This window comes from uncultured Parabacteroides sp. (assembly GCF_905196875.1).
Lineage (GTDB): Bacteria > Bacteroidota > Bacteroidia > Bacteroidales > Tannerellaceae > Parabacteroides.
Genome location: NZ_CAJJWO010000011.1, coordinates 33,481 through 52,242 on the forward strand (window position 1 = coordinate 33,481; position 18,762 = coordinate 52,242).

Below are 18,762 nucleotides of genomic sequence, written 5' to 3' on the forward strand. Positions count from 1 at the left end.
TATGAATATACAACAACTCGAGTACATCCTTGCGGTAGACACATACCGCCACTTCGCCAAAGCGGCAGAACATTGCAGAGTAACACAACCAACGCTCAGTATGATGATCCAGAAACTGGAAGACGAGCTGGGTATTAAATTATTCGACCGTAATATGCAGCCGGTCTGCCCTACTCCCGCCGGACGGAAGGTGATCGACCAGGCCCGTACCGTATTATACCAGGCATCCCTGATAAAAGATATCGTGAATGAAGAAGAGCAGTCTCTGAAAGGAACTTTCCGCCTGGCTGTTTTACCAACGATTGCCCCTTATCTGCTGCCCCGTTTCTTCCAGCAGCTATCGGAAAAACATCCCGATCTGGATATCCGTATCCTCGAAATGAAAACGGCTCCTACCATGGCTGCAATCCTGAATGGAGAGATAGATGCGGCCATCATTGCAAACCAACCCACAGAGAACCAGCTACAGGGCGATACATTATATTACGAACAATTCTTCGGCTATGTAGCTGAAAACGATCCGGTATTCAAAAAAGACCTGATCCGTACAGCCGATATCAGCGACGAACACCTCTGGTTACTGGACGAAGGACATTGCTTCCGCGACCAGTTGATGCGTTTCTGCCAGATGGAGAAAGTAAAACTCCGCCAGGCTGCTTACCGCCTTGGAAGCCTTGAAACATTCATGCGAATGGTTGAAAGCGGCAACGGTGTGACTTTTATTCCCGAACTGGCTACCCTGCAACTCAGTGAAGAACAAAAGAAACTGGTACGTCCTTTCGCCATCCCTAAACCGGCACGCGAAATTGTCTGGATCACCCGTAAAGATTTTATCCGTCATACCATCGCAGGCATGTTGATCGAGAGCATTAAAAAGTCCGTACCCAAAGAAATGTTGACTCTGCAAGCCGGATTAAAAGTAGTGTGAACATTATTTTTATCTCTTGGCGAAAAAAATTATCACTTTTCGCTTGTAGTTTCCAAAAAAGCGTTACTTTTGCTGCATATTTAAAAACAAACAGACGAAATGAATCGATTTAGCTTTACATATTTCTTTTATTACTTTTACTTTAGCAGAGTGAAGGCAGGAATTTGTATGTAAAGCGTTGATGATAGAAAATATGTATCAATAAAATATATGAAGTCCTGCCGATTACGGTGGGACTTTTTTTATGACTTTAAGACAGAAAGATGAAAAAGAGAGTAGCAATTCAGGGAATAGCCGGTTCGTATCACGATATCGCAGCCCGTAGCTTCTATGAAGGTGGAGAAATTGAGATTGTTGGATGCAATACATTCAGAGATGTAATCACAACCATCAAGAAAGATCCGGCAATACTGGGTCTGATGGCCATCGAGAATACGATTGCAGGAAGCCTGCTGCAGAATCATGAGTTGATACGCGAAAGCGGTTTGCGGGTGATCGGTGAATACAAATTGCGTATTTCGCATTCGTTGGTTGCACTGCCGGGAACGACGATACACGAAATTACGGAAGTCAACTCCCACCCGATCGCGCTGATGCAATGTACCGACTTCCTCGATACCCTGCCGAATGTGAAGATGGTAGAAAAAGAAGATACCGCTATGAGCGCCCGCTGGATTTCCGAGAATAACCTGAAAGGACACGCCGCCGTCTGCGGTAAACTGGCTGCTAAGATATACAACATGGAAATCCTTGCCGAAGGGATAGAGACAAATAAACGCAACTTCACCCGTTTCCTAGCCCTGGCAGACCGATGGACGGCAGAAGACTTGCTTGAAAAGACAGAAATCAACAAATCATCCCTCGTTTTCGCTCTCCCCCACACCTCCGGTAGCCTTTCCAAAGTGCTTTCTATTCTTTCATTCTACGACATGAATCTTTCCAAAATACAATCGCTCCCGATCATCGGCCGCGAATGGGAATATTTATTCTATATCGATCTGACATTTACTGATTATACGAGATACAAACAAGCATTGGATGCAATCATCCCATTAACAAAGGACTTAAAAATATTAGGCGAATATGCAGAAGGAAAACAAAGTGTGTAACATCACACCTGCCGAACGTGTCGGTAGCGTACAGGAATACTACTTCTCAAAGAAACTGAAAGAGGTAGCCGAAATGAATGCCGCGGGCAAGAATGTAATCAGCCTGGGTGTAGGTAGCCCCGACCTGCCTCCTTCGGAACAAACGATCGAGACATTGTGCGAACATGCTCATAATGCCAATGAGCACGGTTATCAGCCTTATGTGGGTATTCCGGAATTACGTAAAGGTTTCGCTGACTGGTACAAGACCTGGTATGGAGTGGAATTGGATCCTAAAACGGAGATCCAGCCGTTGATCGGTTCCAAAGAAGGTATCCTGCATATCTCGCTGGCTTTTCTGAATCCGGGAGACGGAGTATTGGTTCCCAACCCGGGTTACCCGACCTATAGTTCTGTCAGCAAATTGGTACAAGCCAACCTGATATCTTATGAGTTAAAAGAAGAATTGGGATGGCAACCGGATTTCGAAGTATTGGAAAAAATGGATCTTTCCAACGTGAAACTGATGTGGGTAAATTATCCCAATATGCCGACCGGAGCCAATGCGAGTATGGAGCTTTTTGAGAAGCTGGTTGCTTTCGGACGTAAACATGGTATTATCATATGTAATGACAATCCGTATAGTTTTATCCTGAACGAGCATCCGTTAAGTATCCTCAGTGTACCGGGAGCCAAAGAGATCTGCATCGAAATGAACTCGATGAGCAAGGCGCACAATATGCCGGGCTGGCGTATGGCGATGCTGGCCTCGAACGCACAATTCGTTCAATGGATACTGAAGGTGAAAAGCAATATCGACTCAGGCCAATTCAAACCGATGCAACATGCAGCAGTGGAAGCCCTCAAAGCTCCGAAAGAATGGTACGATACTATGAACCGTACTTACCGCAGTCGTCGCGACCTGGCAGGACAAATCATGCATGCCATAGGATGTACATATGATGAAAACCAGGTAGGAATGTTCCTTTGGGGAAAGATACCGGCAACAGCAGAAGGTAGTGAAGCACTGGCAAACAAAGTATTGTACGAAGCTAATGTATTTGTCACTCCCGGATTTATCTTCGGAAGTTGCGGTGAACGTTATATCCGCATCTCCCTTTGTTGCAAGAATGAAGCATTACAGGAAGCATTAAACAGAATTAACAATATGCCAATGTGAGAATGTGCCTATATGCCAATGGAGATACTCTGATTGGCAAATTGGCAAATTGGCAAATTAACACATTATTCATCATGGAAATGGAATTAGAATCGATCTTATTACCCGGTGTAGACCCCCAGCGTCCTATCATCATCTCCGGCCCGTGTAGTGCCGAAACAGAAGAACAAGTAATGGAAGCCGCTACCCAGCTGGCCTCAAAAGGCGTTAAAATATTCCGCGCCGGAATCTGGAAACCTCGTACTAAACCGGGAGGATTCGAAGGTATTGGAGCAGAAGGTCTTCAATGGTTGAAACGCGTGAAGAAAGAAACCGGCATGTATGTCGCTACCGAAGTGGCAACAAAAGACCATGTATTCGAAGCCTTGAAAGCCGGTATCGACATTCTGTGGATCGGTGCACGTACCACCGTAAACCCATTTGCCGTACAGGAAATCGCAGACGCATTGAAAGGGGTAGACATCCCCGTACTGATCAAGAACCCGGTAAACCCGGATTTGGAATTGTGGATCGGAGCATTCGAACGTCTGTACGGAGCCGGTATCCACAAGCTGGGTGCTATCCACCGCGGATTCAGTTCATACGACAAAAAAATGTACCGTAACCTGCCGCTGTGGCATATTCCAATCGAACTGCGCCGCCGCATGCCGAACCTGCCGATCTTCTGCGATCCCAGCCATATCGGTGGTAAGCGCGAACTGATCGCTCCGCTGTCTCAGCAGGCTATGGACCTAAGCTTCGACGGTTTGATGATCGAATCACACCCGTGTCCGGATTGTGCATGGAGCGACGCTTCACAACAGATCACTCCGGATGTATTGGATTATGTTGTCAACCTATTGGTTATCCGTAACGAAACGCAGACAACAGAAAACCTTGCCGAACTGCGTCGCCAGATCGATGGTATCGACGAACAATTACTCGAACTGCTGGCTAAACGTATGCGTATTTCACGCGAAATCGGGGTGTATAAGAAAGAGCATAACATGCCTATCCTGCAGTCACCGCGTTACAGCGAGATCCTGGAAAAACGTTCCGATATGGGACAGACAATGGAACTGAACGTGGACTTTGTAAAAGAAATATTGAAAGAGATACATGAAGAATCTGTTCGTCAGCAGATGATCATCATGAATGAACAATAAACCGGCTGCTTCCGTCAAGCCTAGACGTAACGTTGCGTCGAGGCTTGACGACGGCTTACGTCTCATCGAAGCGTAGCGTTACGTCGAGGCACGACGCAACACGACGTCTGATCGCGACGGAAACTAAAAGACAAAAAGAATAAGACAATGAAGATATTAATATTAGGTGCCGGAAAGATGGGTTCTTTCTTCACCGACTTGCTGAGTTTTGACCATGAAGTGGCTGTATTGGAAAGTGATCCGAAACGCATGCGCTTCATCTACAACGCCCTTCGCCTGCAGAAACCGGAAGAGGTGGCAGACTTCGCCCCCGAACTGGTGATCAACTGCGTAACATTAAGTTACACGATCGAAGCATTCAAGAGTATCATGCCCTACTTGCAACCGTATTGCATCATTTCAGATATCGCTTCCGTAAAGACCCATCTGAAAGAGTTTTATGAAACCTGCGGTTTTCCGTATGTCTCCACTCACCCGATGTTCGGTCCGACGTTCGCCAATCTGGGACAGTTGGAAAAGGAAAACACGATCATCATCTCAGAAGGCGATCATCTGGGAAAAATCTTCTTCAAAGATGTTTACGCCAGCCTGCGCCTGCACATCTGTGAATATACGTTTGAGGAGCATGACAAGGTGGTGGCCTACTCTTTAGGTATCCCTTTTGCATCCACAATGGTATTTGCCGCAACGATGAAACATCAGGATGCACCGGGTACGACATTTAAACGACACATGAAGATTGCACGCGGACTGTTATCGGAAGACGATTATCTATTGACTGAAATCCTTTTTAACCCGCGTACACCGAAACAGATCGCTCGTATCCAGGAAGAGCTGAATATTCTTCAGGATATTATTAAGGATAAAGACTCGGAAGCGATGAAAGATTATCTGACCAAGATTCGTAAAAACATTGAATAATAAACCTTATTGGGGTGGGTAAATTCCGCCCCAATAAGATCATAACGTTTCCTGTTTCAACTGTTCGACAAACTGATCGATACGTTGTAATTCTTTCGGTATGTCGATCGATTGCGGGCAATGTTCATTACATTGGTCGCAGCCGACACAATGATCTGCCTGACGTAGTTTTGGCACACTACGATCATAACCCACCAGAAATGCACGACGTGCCTCCCGGTAATTCTCATCCGTCCGGCTCTTCGGAACATTTCCTTCGTTCACACATTTGTTATAGTGGAGAAGTACGGCCGGAATATCGATGGCATACGGGCACGGCATACAATACTTACAATCGTTGCAAGGAATTGTCGGGTATTTAATCATCAACTGGGCCGTTTCTTCCAGAAACTCCTTATCCTCATCCGTCAACGGAACAAGCGGAGAGTAGGTACGGATATTATCCTGCAAATGCTCCATATAAGTCATACCGCTTAAAGCAGTCAACACCAATTCGGGAGAACCGGCAAAACGGAATGCCCAGGAAGCAACACTATCTTCCGGACGACGTTCTTTCAGTCGCATCATGATATGCTGGGGTACATTCGATAAACGGCCACCCAGTAACGGCTCCATGATAATAGCAGGTATATTCCGTTTCTCCAACTCCTGATAGAGATATTCACCGTTAACATTTCTGCCCGTCGCATGGCGCCAATCGACATAATTCATCTGTATCTGCACGAAATCCCAATGATACTTGTCATGTAAGGCCAGCACCTCGTCAAAGACATCCGACGATCCGTGGAACGACCAACCCAGACGGCGGATACGTCCCGCCTCACGTTCTTTCATCAGGAAGTCCATCATCCCGTTGTCGACATAACGGTCGTTGAAGGTCTTCATCCCCTCTCCTCCACCGATGGAATGAAGCAGGTAATAATCCAGATAATCCGTTTGCAATTCGCTGAACGAACGGCGGTACATGGCCAGCGAGTTTTCACGTGTATAGTTCGAGAAATTCGACAGCTTGGTAGCCAGGTAATACGACTCGCGCGGATGACGGCTAAGAGCAATCCCCGTAGCCTTTTCCGACCAGCCCTGCACATAAACGGGCGATGTATCGAAATAATTCACACCATGAGCAATGGCATAGTCGACCAGTTCGTTCACGGCATCCTGATCGATCAGGTCACCCTTTCCGTCGGGCGAAGGGATAGTCGGCCAGCGCATGCAACCATAGCCGAGCAAAGAGACCTTATCCTCTCCCAGCGAGGGGAATGAACGGTAAGTCATTTGGTCGGTCGGGACAGGCGAAGAGGCTTTGCTTCCGGAACTCTTTTGATCTTTCGGAGCACAACCGTAGAGTGCCGCCGTAGTCGTTGCAGCCGTGATACCTACAATATTCAGAAAGTCACGGCGGTTGATATGTTGATCTTTCATAAGATTATTCATTAAAACGGATTATATAACTCGATGTCTTTCATGCCCTTCCACATAGATAGCCGTAAACGGACGCGACGGACAAAGGTTCTCGCAGGCGCCACAACCGATGCACCTCTCGACATTGATAGCCGGTATCTTCAGCGATTTCGGGTTAGCCGGGTCGGAAGCGACCATTTCAATAGCATTCGTGGGACAATGACGGGAGCAGTTACCGCACTCGACACCGTCGGTTAACGGGACACAGTTATCTTTCACCCATACGGCATGACCGATTTGGATAGATGATTTATCGGCTTTCGTTATCAACTCTATGGCTCCTGCCGGACATACCTCGGAGCATTTCGTACATTCTGGACGGCAGTAACCACGTTCATACGACATCTCCGGCTGCATCAACGTCATCAAGCCACCGGAAGGACGCAACACATGATTCGGACAGGCCGAGATACACAACTGGCAAGCCGTGCAATGCTGCCTCATATTCCGTATGCTTTGTGCACCGGGAGGGACGATAGGCGTCAGACGTTCCATCTCTTTCCGTTCTTTTATCGGAGCCAGTCCGCCGTCTCTCTTCATATCGACCTCTTCCACCTTCTTTTCCTGTGCCTTCAATGCACTGCCCATAAGAATGAGGGCCGTAGCTGATAAGGCCCTGCGGCGGGAGAGATTTGTTTTATCTTCCGATTCGGATGGTTCCGCTTCCTGCTTCTTCGCCTTCCAGACCGGAGCATAACGAAGAGCGCCTTTACGACAAACATCCAGGCAATTCATACAGGCAACACAACGGCTACCGTCTACTTTATGTTGTTTGCCATCGATGCAGGCCGCTTTACATTGCCGGGTACAAAGACCGCAACTGTTGCACTTATCCGTATCTATTGTAATACGATACAGGGAAAAGCGGGATATGAACCCCAACACCGTACCAACCGGACAGATCGTATTGCAGTAAGTACGTCCGTTTCGCCAGGCCAATACGAAAAGAACCGCCAGCGTAGCCACAGCGATAAGAAGTGTCGGCAAGCTCTTCATCCAGACATCCACTTCATAGAAAGCGTAACTGTCTATCCGCTCCGCCAGATAGGCCAATAGATTATTACCCCACATCCAGAGGGGCTGAAATAAGTTATTGGCAATACGTCCGTAAGTACTATAAGGTGCCAACAAAGCGACAAAGGAACCCACTCCTGCCACCAAAGCCAACACAAAAACAGCCAGTACCCCGTATCGCAACCAGGAAAGTGCAGGCGAATACGAATAAGGCAACTTCTTCCCCCTCCTGCCGAACCGTGCAATCACATCTTGGAAAACGCCCAGCGGGCAGATCACCGAGCAGTAAATACGCCCGAACGCCAGAGTCAAAAGAACTAAAAATACCACAACACCCACATTCAATGCCAACACGGCAGGCAGGAACTGGATTTTGGCCAGCCACCCGAACCATCCGTGCAACGTCCCCGTAAAGTCGAGGAACAGAAGCGTAATAAGCACGAAACATAGCGTAGCTGCCGTCAGTCTGATTTTTCTTAACATCGTGTATCTCATTATTGGTTTGTTTCCGGGTACAAAGATGCCGGATTTTTAATGTAAAAGATACAGCCGTTTCGTCAAAACGAAAAAAAAGGGAAGGATCGCGAAATGCCGGTCAATCGTTCACCAACCACGATTTGAACTCAGCTGCTTTATTCTTGCTGACATAGATACGTTCGGGAAGCTCCACATCGAGCGTCACCAGCAGGCGGCTGTCGAACCAGATCGTGATATTGGATATACTGTCCCTGTTTATGACGAACTGCTTATTCGCCCGGGTAAAATCAGCCGGATTAAGGGAAGGCATTATTTGTTCGAGTGTCCGGGAGTACGGGTAGCCGGTTCCATCTTTCAGATAGACGAAGGTATTTTTGTCGGATGTGTAAAAACAGGAAACATCCTTCAGGCTGACCGGTAAAAGCCTGTCTTTATAGGGGATCAACAGTTTATCCTTGTATTTAGGAGCCGGGGCCAGCCGGGTTAACTGTGACAGGTATTGAATGATATCCTGCCGGTTCAGTTTTCCGTATTTATCCAATGCATGTTTGATATCCTCCACCTTTATAGGCTTCAGCAGGTAATCGATGCTGTTCACCTTAAAGGCCTCTATCGCATAGCGGTCATAGGCTGTTGTAAAAACAATAGGTGTTTCCAGTTCTATCTTATCAAAGATATTGAAGGCCGAACCGTCGGATAAGTGAATATCCATAAATATCAACTCCGGGGCCGGATTCGATTGAAGCCAGTGGACAGTCTGAATAACACTTTCGGTGTTTCCGGCGATCTGAATATCCGGAGCTACTTCCATCAGGATATCTACTAAATTCTCATAAGCGGCAGTTTCGTCTTCTACAATCAATACTCTTATACCCATTTTATTTCATTTTAAAGGGAGATAGACACGGAATATTTCTTCTGTCAATTCTATCCGTATCTGTCGATTCATCAATAGAGTAAAACGGTTCTCCAGATTCTTCAATCCTGTTCCGTTGGTATCGGGAGCAGATAATTTCGGATAAACGGGATTCGACACAACCAGTTCGTCCCGTTCGTTCAACACTATCGAAATATCCATCTTATGTTCACTGTCTATCATATTATGAACAACCACGTTATCGACCAACGGAAGTAAGGAAAGAACGGGCAACATCAACTGATCCTTCCGCTCCTCCTCTACCCGAACCGAAAACGTCAGTTTATTGGCAAAGCGAACTTCCATAACATATTGGAAAGACAACATAAATTCCAGTTCTTCCCGCAAAGTAACCAGCCCCTTCCTGTCGCTTTGAAGAATATAACGGAAGATATCGGACAACTGATGGACATACATCTGTGTCTTTTCATCGTCCTTCTTACGGATCAATGCAGAGATACCGTTCAGCGAATTAAAAAAGAAGTGCGGATTGATCTGGTTAGCTAACGCATCGCACCGGCTTTGCAGGTTTTCAAAACGCAAACGCTCGATCTCTTGTTCCTTCTCCCGTTGCCCGGAATACAACATGTATATATACCCGATAAACGTACAAAGGAAGCAGGTAACAAAAAACTGGAAAATCAGGATACTTCCCAACGCATCCGTACGAATCCCCATAGAAGACACTCCATACGAGATAGAGGCATAAAGAAGATAAGCGACGAATGAGAACAGGAAGTTATGCATCAGCCGTTGCTTGAATAAAGCGTCAGGCATCTTTTTCAGGTTATAACGTATCAGCAGGCTGATTAATCCCCAGAAAAAAAAGAAACGGTAAACGAAAAAGGATAACAGAACTACAAGGTCTGTCCCTTTTATATATTTCAATTCCCAGGGAATGCAGGCTATATTGGGATAGACAATGAAAACCGTACTAATCAGGCTGACCAGCGTAAGTCTACGGGTGATATAAATATCGAACGAGTCCATAAGTTCTTATTTACAAAGACAAAGGAAAACAAAATAATCATCACTTCATATCCCCGGAGAAGGAAAGCGAAAAAAAAAGCCGTAAAGACGAAAAGGTTCGGATCATTTACTTCCGGAAAGTGATCGGAATGGTATACTTCACCCTGACAACTCTGCCACGTTGCTTGCCGTGGTCTCAGAAAGAGCTATATGATTGTATTAAGGAACACAGAATAAGCAGACCTCCGAAGGGTATAACCCCTTCGGAAGTTCTCTTTATTCAGTTATAAAATAACCATTTTCCACACTCCAATCGTTGCCGAAGAAACCGGATACCTCAACTCCACGAATACCTTCTTTCAACACATCTACATTGAATATTAGTAAATCAGGATAACCGGTGATACCGGAAATATAATCATTCGGATAAGTAGCTTTCATTCCTTCGATACCCGTTCCGGCTACCACGCCAACACTGGCCGTACGGCTATCAGGACGGGGGTAAACGAAATAAGTACCCAGGTTATTTCCTTTAAAAACCTTGTCTCCCATACGGATTTCACCTTTCAATACCTGCACAGGGGCATTTTTCAGGAGTTTGTTCCATGCTTTGTTATTGCTTGCATTACCGTAAAGTACAACATTACGGTCGGCATAGACAGACGGAATAAATTCCCGATCGGAAATAACGTCGATAGAACCATTACCCCTGTAAAGAAATGTTTCAGCGTCGAAACGGGCTTTGTTCTGATACCACGCGTTTTCTTCCTTATTTCCTCCGGTAGCATATACAAAGACCACCTTATTGTCGAAAGCCTGTTTGAAACCGCCATAGCGTGAGGGATATTTCTCCGTTGCCGGAACCTCGTCTACCAAGGCCCATTTACCGGAAACCCTTTTCAAAACGGCCGGTTTACCACCATCTGCCCGGAGTGTTTCGTTATCGATCGTTATAATTGCTTCTTCCGACAGCTTCAAGGCGGGCAGGTCAAACGTAAGGGAAGCTACATTCGAGGTTGTTCCTTCAAGGCCTTTCCCTGTCTGTTTGAAAGAAACGGAAGAAAACGCATACGCCGTATCCTGCTGGTTGACGGTTACCCAGTAATCTTTAGCCGAGATAGCCGGGGAAGCGGTATGGAACTCCAGTTGTTTCACCTCGTCCGCTGCCGGTATTTTATGCCAGCGAAAATAATCGAAAATAGGTTTCCAGTCCACGCTCTCGTTGCTGTACCAGTGTGAGCCGCCCGGATATTCGTAATAACAGAAGTCCGGATGGAACGTGCCTAATATCTCCCGCATCTGGCGTACCTGCTGGATGGGGACTACATTGTCGGAGTCACCGTGAAGGATATAGATACCCGATTGAAGGAAATTCCTTTTCAAATCCAGTGTGCGTCCGGCATTGGCAGCCCGGCAAATCATATCGAAATGCTTCTCACCAACATTAGCTGCATCGGCATTCGGCCGCGAGTATCGGGCGATATCCGGGTAACTGGCACAGGGAGCGATAGCAGCAAAGCGGTCGGGATAAGTAACACCGAGGAACCATGTCCCGTGTCCCCCCATCGAATGACCGGTCAGATAGATATGCGACGGATCGGTTTTTAATACTTTCTCTGCTTCGGCAAGAACCTCCATTGCATCGACACGTCCCCACTCTTCCCAGTTGAAACCGAATGGACGGCGGTTAGTCGGAGCAACGATATGTCCCCAGTCTTTCGGAGCATAAGCACGAGCCTGATTGCGGGCTTCCACAGACGCCCCGTGAACAGAAAGAAATAATGCCTGATTATCAGCTTGGGTGGTGGATGGAGTCACACTGTAATATTGCACGCTACCATCTACATTACTGATAAAAGTCCGTTCATGAATGGAAGATGGGTCTTTTTGCTGCAAAACGATTTCTGTATGGTCGATCTCTTTTCCCGACTTATCCAGCAGAATAACAGTAGCCTTCGTTTCTCCTTTCTTTGTGGAAACGGCTGCCGGAACCTGAAATTTTACCTTACGTACCATCATCGGCATAATATCGTCCGTAGCGATAGTTGCCGTCTCGCCGCTTTCCAACTGACATTGTATCTTCAGTCCGGAAAGATTTTTATCCTGTGCATTAACAACACGGATGGCCGCCCATTTCTCTCCCGTTTCTCCGTTAATGATGTCCGGCAGGGTCATATCTCTTTTTGTGAACATCACCGGTTTGCCCGGAATAATCAGCTTAGCTTCTACCCGGCCGAAACGTCCTGGGGTGAAGATAAATTCGTTATTCCCCTTTTGCAGGTGAAAAGGGATCAGCGTATAAGCAAAATCATAATGATCGCCTTCGTGTGGCATACCATTGATAAAGGTACGGGTGTTTCCGCTCGATTCGAGTAATGCGATCTGGGGTTTATCCGCTTCATAGGCTGTATAAACATAGGCACGGCGCAAGGCACGGTTGGCAAACTTTCCGGTAGAGTCGGCAACGATCGGAGTCCATTGCACGGCTTCGCGGGTACGTCCGTAGTTCGTTGCAGTCAAGTCATTTTCCGTAGGAGTACGGAATTTACCGGTTGCAATCTCCCATCCGAGGCCGTCGGAAGTAGCAAACAGATAACCGGAAGGGGCTGTTACCGGAACAAAGTATCCCTGTTTGAAGGCATGGAGTATGATACCTTCGTCTACACGCTCCACTCTCTCTTTTCCAAAATACTCGACAATATTACCTGTCGTTTGTTGTGCTATCAGCGGAGCCATACTTATAAACAGCCCGGTAGCAATCAGAATGTACATTTTCTTCATGTGAAATAAATTAGTGGTTGTATCTTACATCCAGTAATATTGATCCATTATTTCCTTCATCCGTGGCGTATCGGCATCGGTATCTCCTACTTGTTCACGAAGTTTCAATAACTCCTGCTTCATTTCTTTGATGATATCTTTATACTGAGGATCATTATACATGTTCTTATCTTCCTTCGGGTCTACCTGCAAGTCATGGAATTCCCAGGCCGGAGTTGTCGGTTTCGGATCCGAGCCGGTCGCATTCAAGCGGTCGCCATAGAGGAACATCAGTTTATAGCGTTCATTGCGGATACCCATGTGAGCCGGACGGATGTCATGGTGTGTCCAGTAACGATAATACATTTCCTTGCGCCAATCGCCCGGGGTCTGCCCTTTCAGGTTTTCGCGGAAACTATTTCCCTGTGACAGTTCCGGTGCTTTCACTCCGGCATAATCGGCCAGCGTAGATGCGAAATCCACATTCAGGATAATATCTTTGTTGCGTGTACCAGCCGGAATTTCTTTCGGGTAACGGATCACGAAAGGCATGTGCAAAGGTTCTTCGTACATCATCCGCTTATCGAACATACCGTGCTCACCCAGGAAATACCCCTGGTCGGAAACATAGACTACGATCGTATTCTTACTCAGCCCCTCTTCATCGAGCATTTTCAACAGACGACCGATATTATCGTCGATCGTAGCACCACAACGCAGGTAGTCCTTGATCATCTTCTGGTAGATCTTCTTACGGGCGGCAACCTTATCCATGCCTTTTGTAGAGAAAGGTAGTTCCGGATAACGACACCACCAGGCATCCGGATCTTTCGAAGCGGTCTCCCAACGCCACCCCATATTCTCCAACTGCTGTCCGGTGAAAGCCCTGCCCGACTCTTCCGGACCGAACTCCATCATGCTTTCAGGTTCAGGGAATACTACATCGTCATAAAGATGTTTCATTCGTTCGGGGTAATCCCAGGGTTCGTGGGTTGCTTTGAAATGGCAACACATCATGAAAGGTTTGTCCTTATCACGGTTGCGTATCCACTCCATGGTCTGATCGGTAACGATATCAGTCGAGAAGCCTTTTACCTCTACACCTTGTTTCCCTTTATCGTCGTCCACCCAGTTTTCCGCAGTCTTAAAAATAGGGTTCACGTATTCCCCCTGATCGTGGAACACATTGAAATGATCGAAACCGGCAGGTTGTCTCTTCAAATGCCACTTACCGATCAAGGCTGTCTGATAGCCACCGGCCTGCATTTGTTTCGCAATGTTATCGACAGCCGGCTCCAATCCGTCTTCCAGAGTATACACACCATTACGGTGGCTGTATGCTCCGGTCATGATAGCGGCACGGCTCGGTGCGGAGATCGAGTTGGTACAGAAACAATTATCCAACACACAACCTTCGTCAGCCAAACGACGGATATTTTCATTCTTTACATAATCAGCCAGGATACCCCCATAGATACCCCATGCCTGACCGGTGTGGTCGTCAGACAAAATAAAGAGAATATTCGGACGTTCCTCCACTTCTTTCTCCGTCTTTTTGTTCGAGTTGCAACCAATGATGGGCAAGCATGTTGCCAACATACCTACCTTTAAAATTAGATCAGCGTTTTTCATTGTCTATATAATAATTTTGTTATTTCAGTTTTCCTGGTTCGCGACGTCCTGTTCCCTTCACACGTGTCAGATTATCTCCCAGATCCTTACGCATATCGTCGGCGATGTTCATCAGCTTAGCCGCTTCTTCGGGATATTGGGATATGATATCGTAACGTTCTCCCGGGTCACGACGCAGGTCATACATCTCAGCTTTCTTCAGTTCTAGGTTCGTCAAATTACCCGGCTGACCGTCGTTACCCGGCGCATAAGCACCATAAGTGACATATTTATGAGGGAAAACAAGTTTAAACTTACCATCCGTAACGGCTTCCAAATCGTTCTTATGATAATAATAAACGAACGACTCGCGCGGATTGGCTTCTTTTTCTCCTTTGATAAGAGGCACAATGCTTATACCGTCGATCTTACGTTGGGGAAGCGGGGCACCGCTGAGTTCCGCCAATGTAGGGAACAGGTCTATGTTGGAAGCCAGTTTATTACAGGTGGTTCCCGGTTGGGTCGTTCCTTTCCAGTACATCACGCAAGGGATACGGTTACCGCCATCGAAGGTCGTTGCTTTAGCTTCGCGAAGCCCTCCGGCCGAGCCGGCATGATTTCCATAGTTTGTCCACGGGCCGTTATCGGAGGTAAGGACGATCAGCGTATTTTCTTCCAGTCCCTGCTCACGAAGAGCTTTCAACACTTCGCCGACACTCCAGTCGAGTTCCATCATCACATCGCCATACAGCCCCTGTTCGCTCTTCCCTTTAAACTTATCGGAAACAGCCAGCGGCACGTGCGGCATGGAATGTGCCAGATAGATAAAAAACGGTTTATTTTTATTTTTCTTAATGAAGTTTACCGTACGGTTCGTATAATCAGTAGTAAATTGTGTCTGGTCGGTGTTATAACCGACTATTTCGTTTCCATCGTAAGTCGGCAGGTCGGGGAAATTAAACACTTCTCCCTGCTGCGGGTGGAAAGGCCACATATCGTTGGAATAAGGCAATCCGTAATATTCATCGAAACCATTCTGCAAAGGCAGGAATTGTCTGGCGTCTCCCAAATGCCATTTACCGAAAACGGCCGTACTATATCCTTTTTGTTTCAACAGTTCTCCTATCGTCATTTCATCCGGACTGATTCCATAATCGGAACCCGGACCGGGAGCTCCGGCAAAACCGATACGGTTCGGATAGCATCCGGTGAGCAATCCGGCACGCGATGCACCGCTGATGGGTTGACCGGCAAGAAAATGGGTGAAGCGGACTCCTTCGGCGGCCATACGGTCGATGTTCGGCGTTTTATATCCGTATGCACCATTGTAAGAGAAGTCTCCGTAACCTGCATCATCCAGATTGATAATAATGAAATTAGTATAGTCTGCGGCCACACCAGTCATTGAAAATGCGGATGTAGCAGCCAATAAGAAAAGTTTAGTGTTCATGATATTATGTTTCTTGTTAAACTTTGCGAACTTTAAGAATAGACAAAGTTCGCAAAGTTTTCCAAAGAAACAAATAATATAACAGGAGTTTTCTTCCTACAAACGCTTAAGGTTCAATCACGATATCGAATTCATCACAGTCGCCGGTACGCCAGGCAAACGATTCTGTGGTCGGAGAAATACCGAATAAAGGAGAATAGGTTTTTACCTTGATCGTTTTCCCGTCCGGCATAAATTCCAGGATACGCAACCAACCGTCTCCCCCGTTCCCATGCCAACCACCTCCGGCTGTCTGAGCATTGAACATCATTTGGCATACACTCTTCCCTGCTATATTCTTATCTATACGGCGTCCTACATTGTGGCAAAAATCATCGACCAGACAATAGTGACCACAAATCAACATACGAATATTGGAAGAAGGATACAAGAGTTTATCCCAGATCGCTTTCCCATAATTAGCCGGAGTGACTTTATAGTTTTCAGATTCGATCACCGTTCCATCCCACCTCAAATAGGAATGTGTCAGTACGAAAACCTTATGATCGGCAAACTTCTTACTGGCAGCTAAATCTTTCGCCCATTCGAGCACCTCATCACGGGGAGCAAACTCTGTCGTAATAACAAGAATTTTACCCCAATGAGGTTCATCGAACGCAAACGCCGCATTTTCCAATGTCGGCAATCCAAATGCATTATTGCAAACGCTGACTAATGAGTTTTTCCATGTACTGTTACGCTCCACCGGGAAATATTCAGGAAACCGGCACAAGCGGTTCTCCGAACGAGTATATCCGTAATCATGATTCCCTCCACAAATGATATAAGGTATCTTATTATCTAACTTAGCAAAGGCATTGGAAGCTGCTTTCCATTGCTGGGTACTTGTCTGGTTTCCGTTTACATTATCCGGGACGATATATTCGTTTTGTTCTACCAGATCACCGGTACATAACACAGCCTTCACCGACAGTTTCTCCAGATTAGCAGCCGTCCATGCAGTCATCAGGTCGAAAAGCGGCTGGTTGGTATCGAACTTGGTATAACTCTGCGGGTCCGGTAAAAGGATCATTGAAAACGATTCGGCATCCGTCAGCTCCGGCTTTCCGGCTCCCGGTTGTCCGCTTTTATTCTGAGCTGTTGCCATCAGAAATGGCAACAGCATACATATACAAATAAGCTTCTTCATTTTATCTATCTATTCATTAAAGAGATACAGATCAGTTACCCCATCCGGAGTGTTGTTGCAGATTCTTATTGGAATTCAATTCGTCGGCCGGATAAGGCAAATCAAACAATTTTTCATCCCAGGCAAACCCGCCGACACGGGGCCATTCTTCTTTCAATGTTCCCCAACGTTTCAAATCATAATACCGCATGCAGTCTACTGCAAAAAGTTCTACTCTCGATTCGTAGTTTATCGCATTCATGGCTTCCTGCCCGTTGGTGATTGTGAACGGCGGTAATACATCTTTATCGGCCATTCCTTCAGGTATATATTTCTCCGGATTAGCTAATGCGAAACGGCGGGCACGTGAACGGACTTTTTCTATATATTCAGAGCATTTTGCATAATCAGGAGCCGACTTTAATGCATACGCCTCCGCAATATGCAAATAAACTCTCGGCAAAAGCATTAAATGGATATCCGTTCGTTTATTCCAGGTGTTCTCTCCATACCATACTCCTCTTTTCTGAACATCATAGCCGGTTGCCGTATTTACAAGCCAGTCCTGCTTCCATGTCATCTGTTTTCCAGTCGTCGTTTCGACTTCATCCATGACAGTGAAAAATGTAGCATCGAAACGCGGATCACGGTTTTTCCAACTTTCAGTCGCTTTATAATAAGACGATTCATTGATCGGCTTACCGTCTATCGCTTCATAGAAATCAACCAATTCGCGGGACGGATAAAAATAATCGCCGGAATAGGTATCGCCACGCATAATACGTCCGTCTTCACCCAAATCTTCTATAGTACCCCAATAGAACTCACGGTATGTTTCCACACCACTGCCAAAACCTACCGAGAAAATGATCTCCGGACATGCTTCATAATCAACTCTCAACACATTCCCCGGATTTTCAATTAATGAATAGCCGTATTTCTCAACCTGTTCACCGGCTTTTATTGCATTCTCATACTCCTTTTCATACAGATAGACTTCACATAAGTAAGCATAAGCAGCTCCTTTCGTTGCCCGGTTCTGATATTTATCTTCCCAGGCATCGGGTAAATTCCGAGCGGCAAATTCAAGATCAGGAAGAACGGTCTGCTTAATGATCTCATTCTTGGGAGTTGCTGCTAATTGTACATCATCTCCATTGGTCGGGTCTAATACAGAAACGGAACGCAAAGGAACATCCCCGTAGAACTGAACCAGGCGGAAATACCAGAATGCCCGGATAAAGAACATCTCAGCCAGGTGTTTATTGCGGGTATCTTCATCGATGATATCGGCAGGCATATTCTTCACTCCTTCGATATTTTTATTACAAACAGCTATCCCCTGATAAGCACGCTGCCAGATACCTTTCACCAGATTCGATTCATTCGGATTAAATGATCCGACATAAAAAGGCTGGGCATCTTTAAAACCGGCAGATGATAGATCACCAGTCATTCCCAGCTCCAATTGAGCGTCCGCCCAATGGGCATTCAGCTTCTGCAACTTGGCATAGCAGGCCATAGCCGCCAGATTAGCATGCTCCTTCTGGGTAAAGAAAGTCGTTTCGTCAATTGAACCATAAGGATTCCGGTCCAGGAAATTATCCATACAGCTTGTTGTCAGTATACACAACAAGATCAATAATCCTATTATATTCGATTTCATAACCATCT

14 protein-coding genes are annotated in these 18,762 nt (G+C 46.3%); 5 read left to right on the forward strand and 9 right to left on the reverse strand.

Annotated features, from left to right (window positions below; translation table 11 throughout):
* Position 1 precedes the first annotated feature (1 nt).
* From QZ076_RS06230 to QZ076_RS06250, 5 genes are all read left to right on the forward strand, one after another.
* Positions 2–928, forward strand: a complete 927-nt coding sequence (locus QZ076_RS06230; protein WP_293711305.1) for a hydrogen peroxide-inducible genes activator — start codon at positions 2–4, stop codon at positions 926–928.
* A gap of 263 nt (positions 929–1,191) precedes the next feature.
* Positions 1,192–2,037, forward strand: coding sequence for a prephenate dehydratase (locus tag QZ076_RS06235; RefSeq protein WP_293711308.1), 846 nt, complete (start codon positions 1,192–1,194; stop codon positions 2,035–2,037).
* Positions 2,012–3,196: an aminotransferase class I/II-fold pyridoxal phosphate-dependent enzyme gene (locus tag QZ076_RS06240; RefSeq protein ID WP_293711311.1), complete on the forward strand. Its 1,185-nt coding sequence runs from the start codon at positions 2,012–2,014 to the stop codon at positions 3,194–3,196. The genes QZ076_RS06235 and QZ076_RS06240 overlap by 26 nt, the downstream gene beginning before the upstream one ends.
* Before the next feature lie 74 nt (positions 3,197–3,270).
* Positions 3,271–4,341 carry a bifunctional 3-deoxy-7-phosphoheptulonate synthase/chorismate mutase type II gene (locus QZ076_RS06245; RefSeq protein ID WP_293711314.1) on the forward strand — a complete coding sequence of 357 codons (1,071 nt, stop codon included), beginning with the start codon at positions 3,271–3,273 and terminating at the stop codon, positions 4,339–4,341.
* A gap of 147 nt (positions 4,342–4,488) precedes the next feature.
* Positions 4,489–5,262 (forward strand): prephenate dehydrogenase/arogenate dehydrogenase family protein, encoded by a 774-nt coding sequence (locus tag QZ076_RS06250; protein ID WP_293711317.1) that lies wholly within the window; start codon positions 4,489–4,491, stop codon positions 5,260–5,262.
* Positions 5,263–5,301: 39 nt separating this feature from the next.
* On the opposite strand, the gene QZ076_RS06255 is transcribed toward QZ076_RS06250, so the two are convergent.
* The 9 genes from QZ076_RS06255 to QZ076_RS06295 all read right to left on the reverse strand — a co-directional run bounded on the left by QZ076_RS06255 (position 5,302) and on the right by QZ076_RS06295 (position 18,754).
* On the reverse strand, positions 5,302–6,684 hold the full coding sequence (locus QZ076_RS06255) for an aldo/keto reductase (protein ID WP_293711320.1): 1,383 nt from the start codon (positions 6,682–6,684) through the stop codon (positions 5,302–5,304).
* 21 nt (positions 6,685–6,705) lie between these two features.
* Positions 6,706–8,220 (reverse strand): 4Fe-4S binding protein, encoded by a 1,515-nt coding sequence (locus QZ076_RS06260; protein ID WP_293711323.1) that lies wholly within the window; start codon positions 8,218–8,220, stop codon positions 6,706–6,708.
* 112 nt (positions 8,221–8,332) lie between these two features.
* On the reverse strand, positions 8,333–9,085 hold the full coding sequence (locus QZ076_RS06265; RefSeq protein WP_293711449.1) for a LytTR family DNA-binding domain-containing protein: 753 nt from the start codon (positions 9,083–9,085) through the stop codon (positions 8,333–8,335).
* Positions 9,086–9,097: 12 nt separating this feature from the next.
* Positions 9,098–10,120, reverse strand: a complete 1,023-nt coding sequence (locus QZ076_RS06270; RefSeq protein WP_293711326.1) for a histidine kinase — start codon at positions 10,118–10,120, stop codon at positions 9,098–9,100.
* A gap of 255 nt (positions 10,121–10,375) precedes the next feature.
* Complete coding sequence (locus tag QZ076_RS06275; protein ID WP_293711329.1) at positions 10,376–12,880, reverse strand: prolyl oligopeptidase family serine peptidase; 2,505 nt, start codon at positions 12,878–12,880, stop codon at positions 10,376–10,378.
* A 24-nt stretch (positions 12,881–12,904) separates the two neighbouring features.
* The gene (locus QZ076_RS06280; protein WP_293711331.1) at positions 12,905–14,491 is read right to left on the reverse strand and encodes a sulfatase; all 1,587 of its coding nucleotides are present in this window, start codon (positions 14,489–14,491) and stop codon (positions 12,905–12,907) included.
* Positions 14,492–14,510: 19 nt separating this feature from the next.
* Entirely contained in the window at positions 14,511–15,920 is a 1,410-nt protein-coding gene (locus tag QZ076_RS06285; protein WP_293711334.1) for a sulfatase, read from the reverse strand.
* 106 nt (positions 15,921–16,026) lie between these two features.
* Positions 16,027–17,067: a metallophosphoesterase gene (locus QZ076_RS06290; protein ID WP_293711452.1), complete on the reverse strand. Its 1,041-nt coding sequence runs from the start codon at positions 17,065–17,067 to the stop codon at positions 16,027–16,029.
* Positions 17,068–17,140: 73 nt separating this feature from the next.
* Positions 17,141–18,754, reverse strand: coding sequence for a RagB/SusD family nutrient uptake outer membrane protein (locus QZ076_RS06295; protein WP_293711337.1), 1,614 nt, complete (start codon positions 18,752–18,754; stop codon positions 17,141–17,143).
* Positions 18,755–18,762 lie beyond the last annotated feature (8 nt).

What these genes read in the sequence shown, in the direction of transcription:
- QZ076_RS06275 (WP_293711329.1), bottom strand. Translation starts at nt 12,880, where the DNA reads ATGAAGAAAATGTACATTCTGATTGCTACCGGGCTGTTTATAAGTATG.
- QZ076_RS06280 (WP_293711331.1), bottom strand. Translation starts at nt 14,491, where the DNA reads ATGAAAAACGCTGATCTAATTTTAAAGGTAGGTATGTTGGCAACATGC.
- QZ076_RS06255 (WP_293711320.1), bottom strand. Translation starts at nt 6,684, where the DNA reads ATGAAAGATCAACATATCAACCGCCGTGACTTTCTGAATATTGTAGGT.
- QZ076_RS06250 (WP_293711317.1), top strand. Translation starts at nt 4,489, where the DNA reads ATGAAGATATTAATATTAGGTGCCGGAAAGATGGGTTCTTTCTTCACC.
- QZ076_RS06290 (WP_293711452.1), bottom strand. Translation starts at nt 17,067, where the DNA reads ATGGCAACAGCTCAGAATAAAAGCGGACAACCGGGAGCCGGAAAGCCG.
- QZ076_RS06235 (WP_293711308.1), top strand. Translation starts at nt 1,192, where the DNA reads ATGAAAAAGAGAGTAGCAATTCAGGGAATAGCCGGTTCGTATCACGAT.
- QZ076_RS06230 (WP_293711305.1), top strand. Translation starts at nt 2, where the DNA reads ATGAATATACAACAACTCGAGTACATCCTTGCGGTAGACACATACCGC.
- QZ076_RS06260 (WP_293711323.1), bottom strand. Translation starts at nt 8,220, where the DNA reads ATGTTAAGAAAAATCAGACTGACGGCAGCTACGCTATGTTTCGTGCTT.
- QZ076_RS06240 (WP_293711311.1), top strand. Translation starts at nt 2,012, where the DNA reads ATGCAGAAGGAAAACAAAGTGTGTAACATCACACCTGCCGAACGTGTC.
- QZ076_RS06295 (WP_293711337.1), bottom strand. Translation starts at nt 18,754, where the DNA reads ATGAAATCGAATATAATAGGATTATTGATCTTGTTGTGTATACTGACA.
- QZ076_RS06285 (WP_293711334.1), bottom strand. Translation starts at nt 15,920, where the DNA reads ATGAACACTAAACTTTTCTTATTGGCTGCTACATCCGCATTTTCAATG.
- QZ076_RS06245 (WP_293711314.1), top strand. Translation starts at nt 3,271, where the DNA reads ATGGAAATGGAATTAGAATCGATCTTATTACCCGGTGTAGACCCCCAG.
- QZ076_RS06270 (WP_293711326.1), bottom strand. Translation starts at nt 10,120, where the DNA reads ATGGACTCGTTCGATATTTATATCACCCGTAGACTTACGCTGGTCAGC.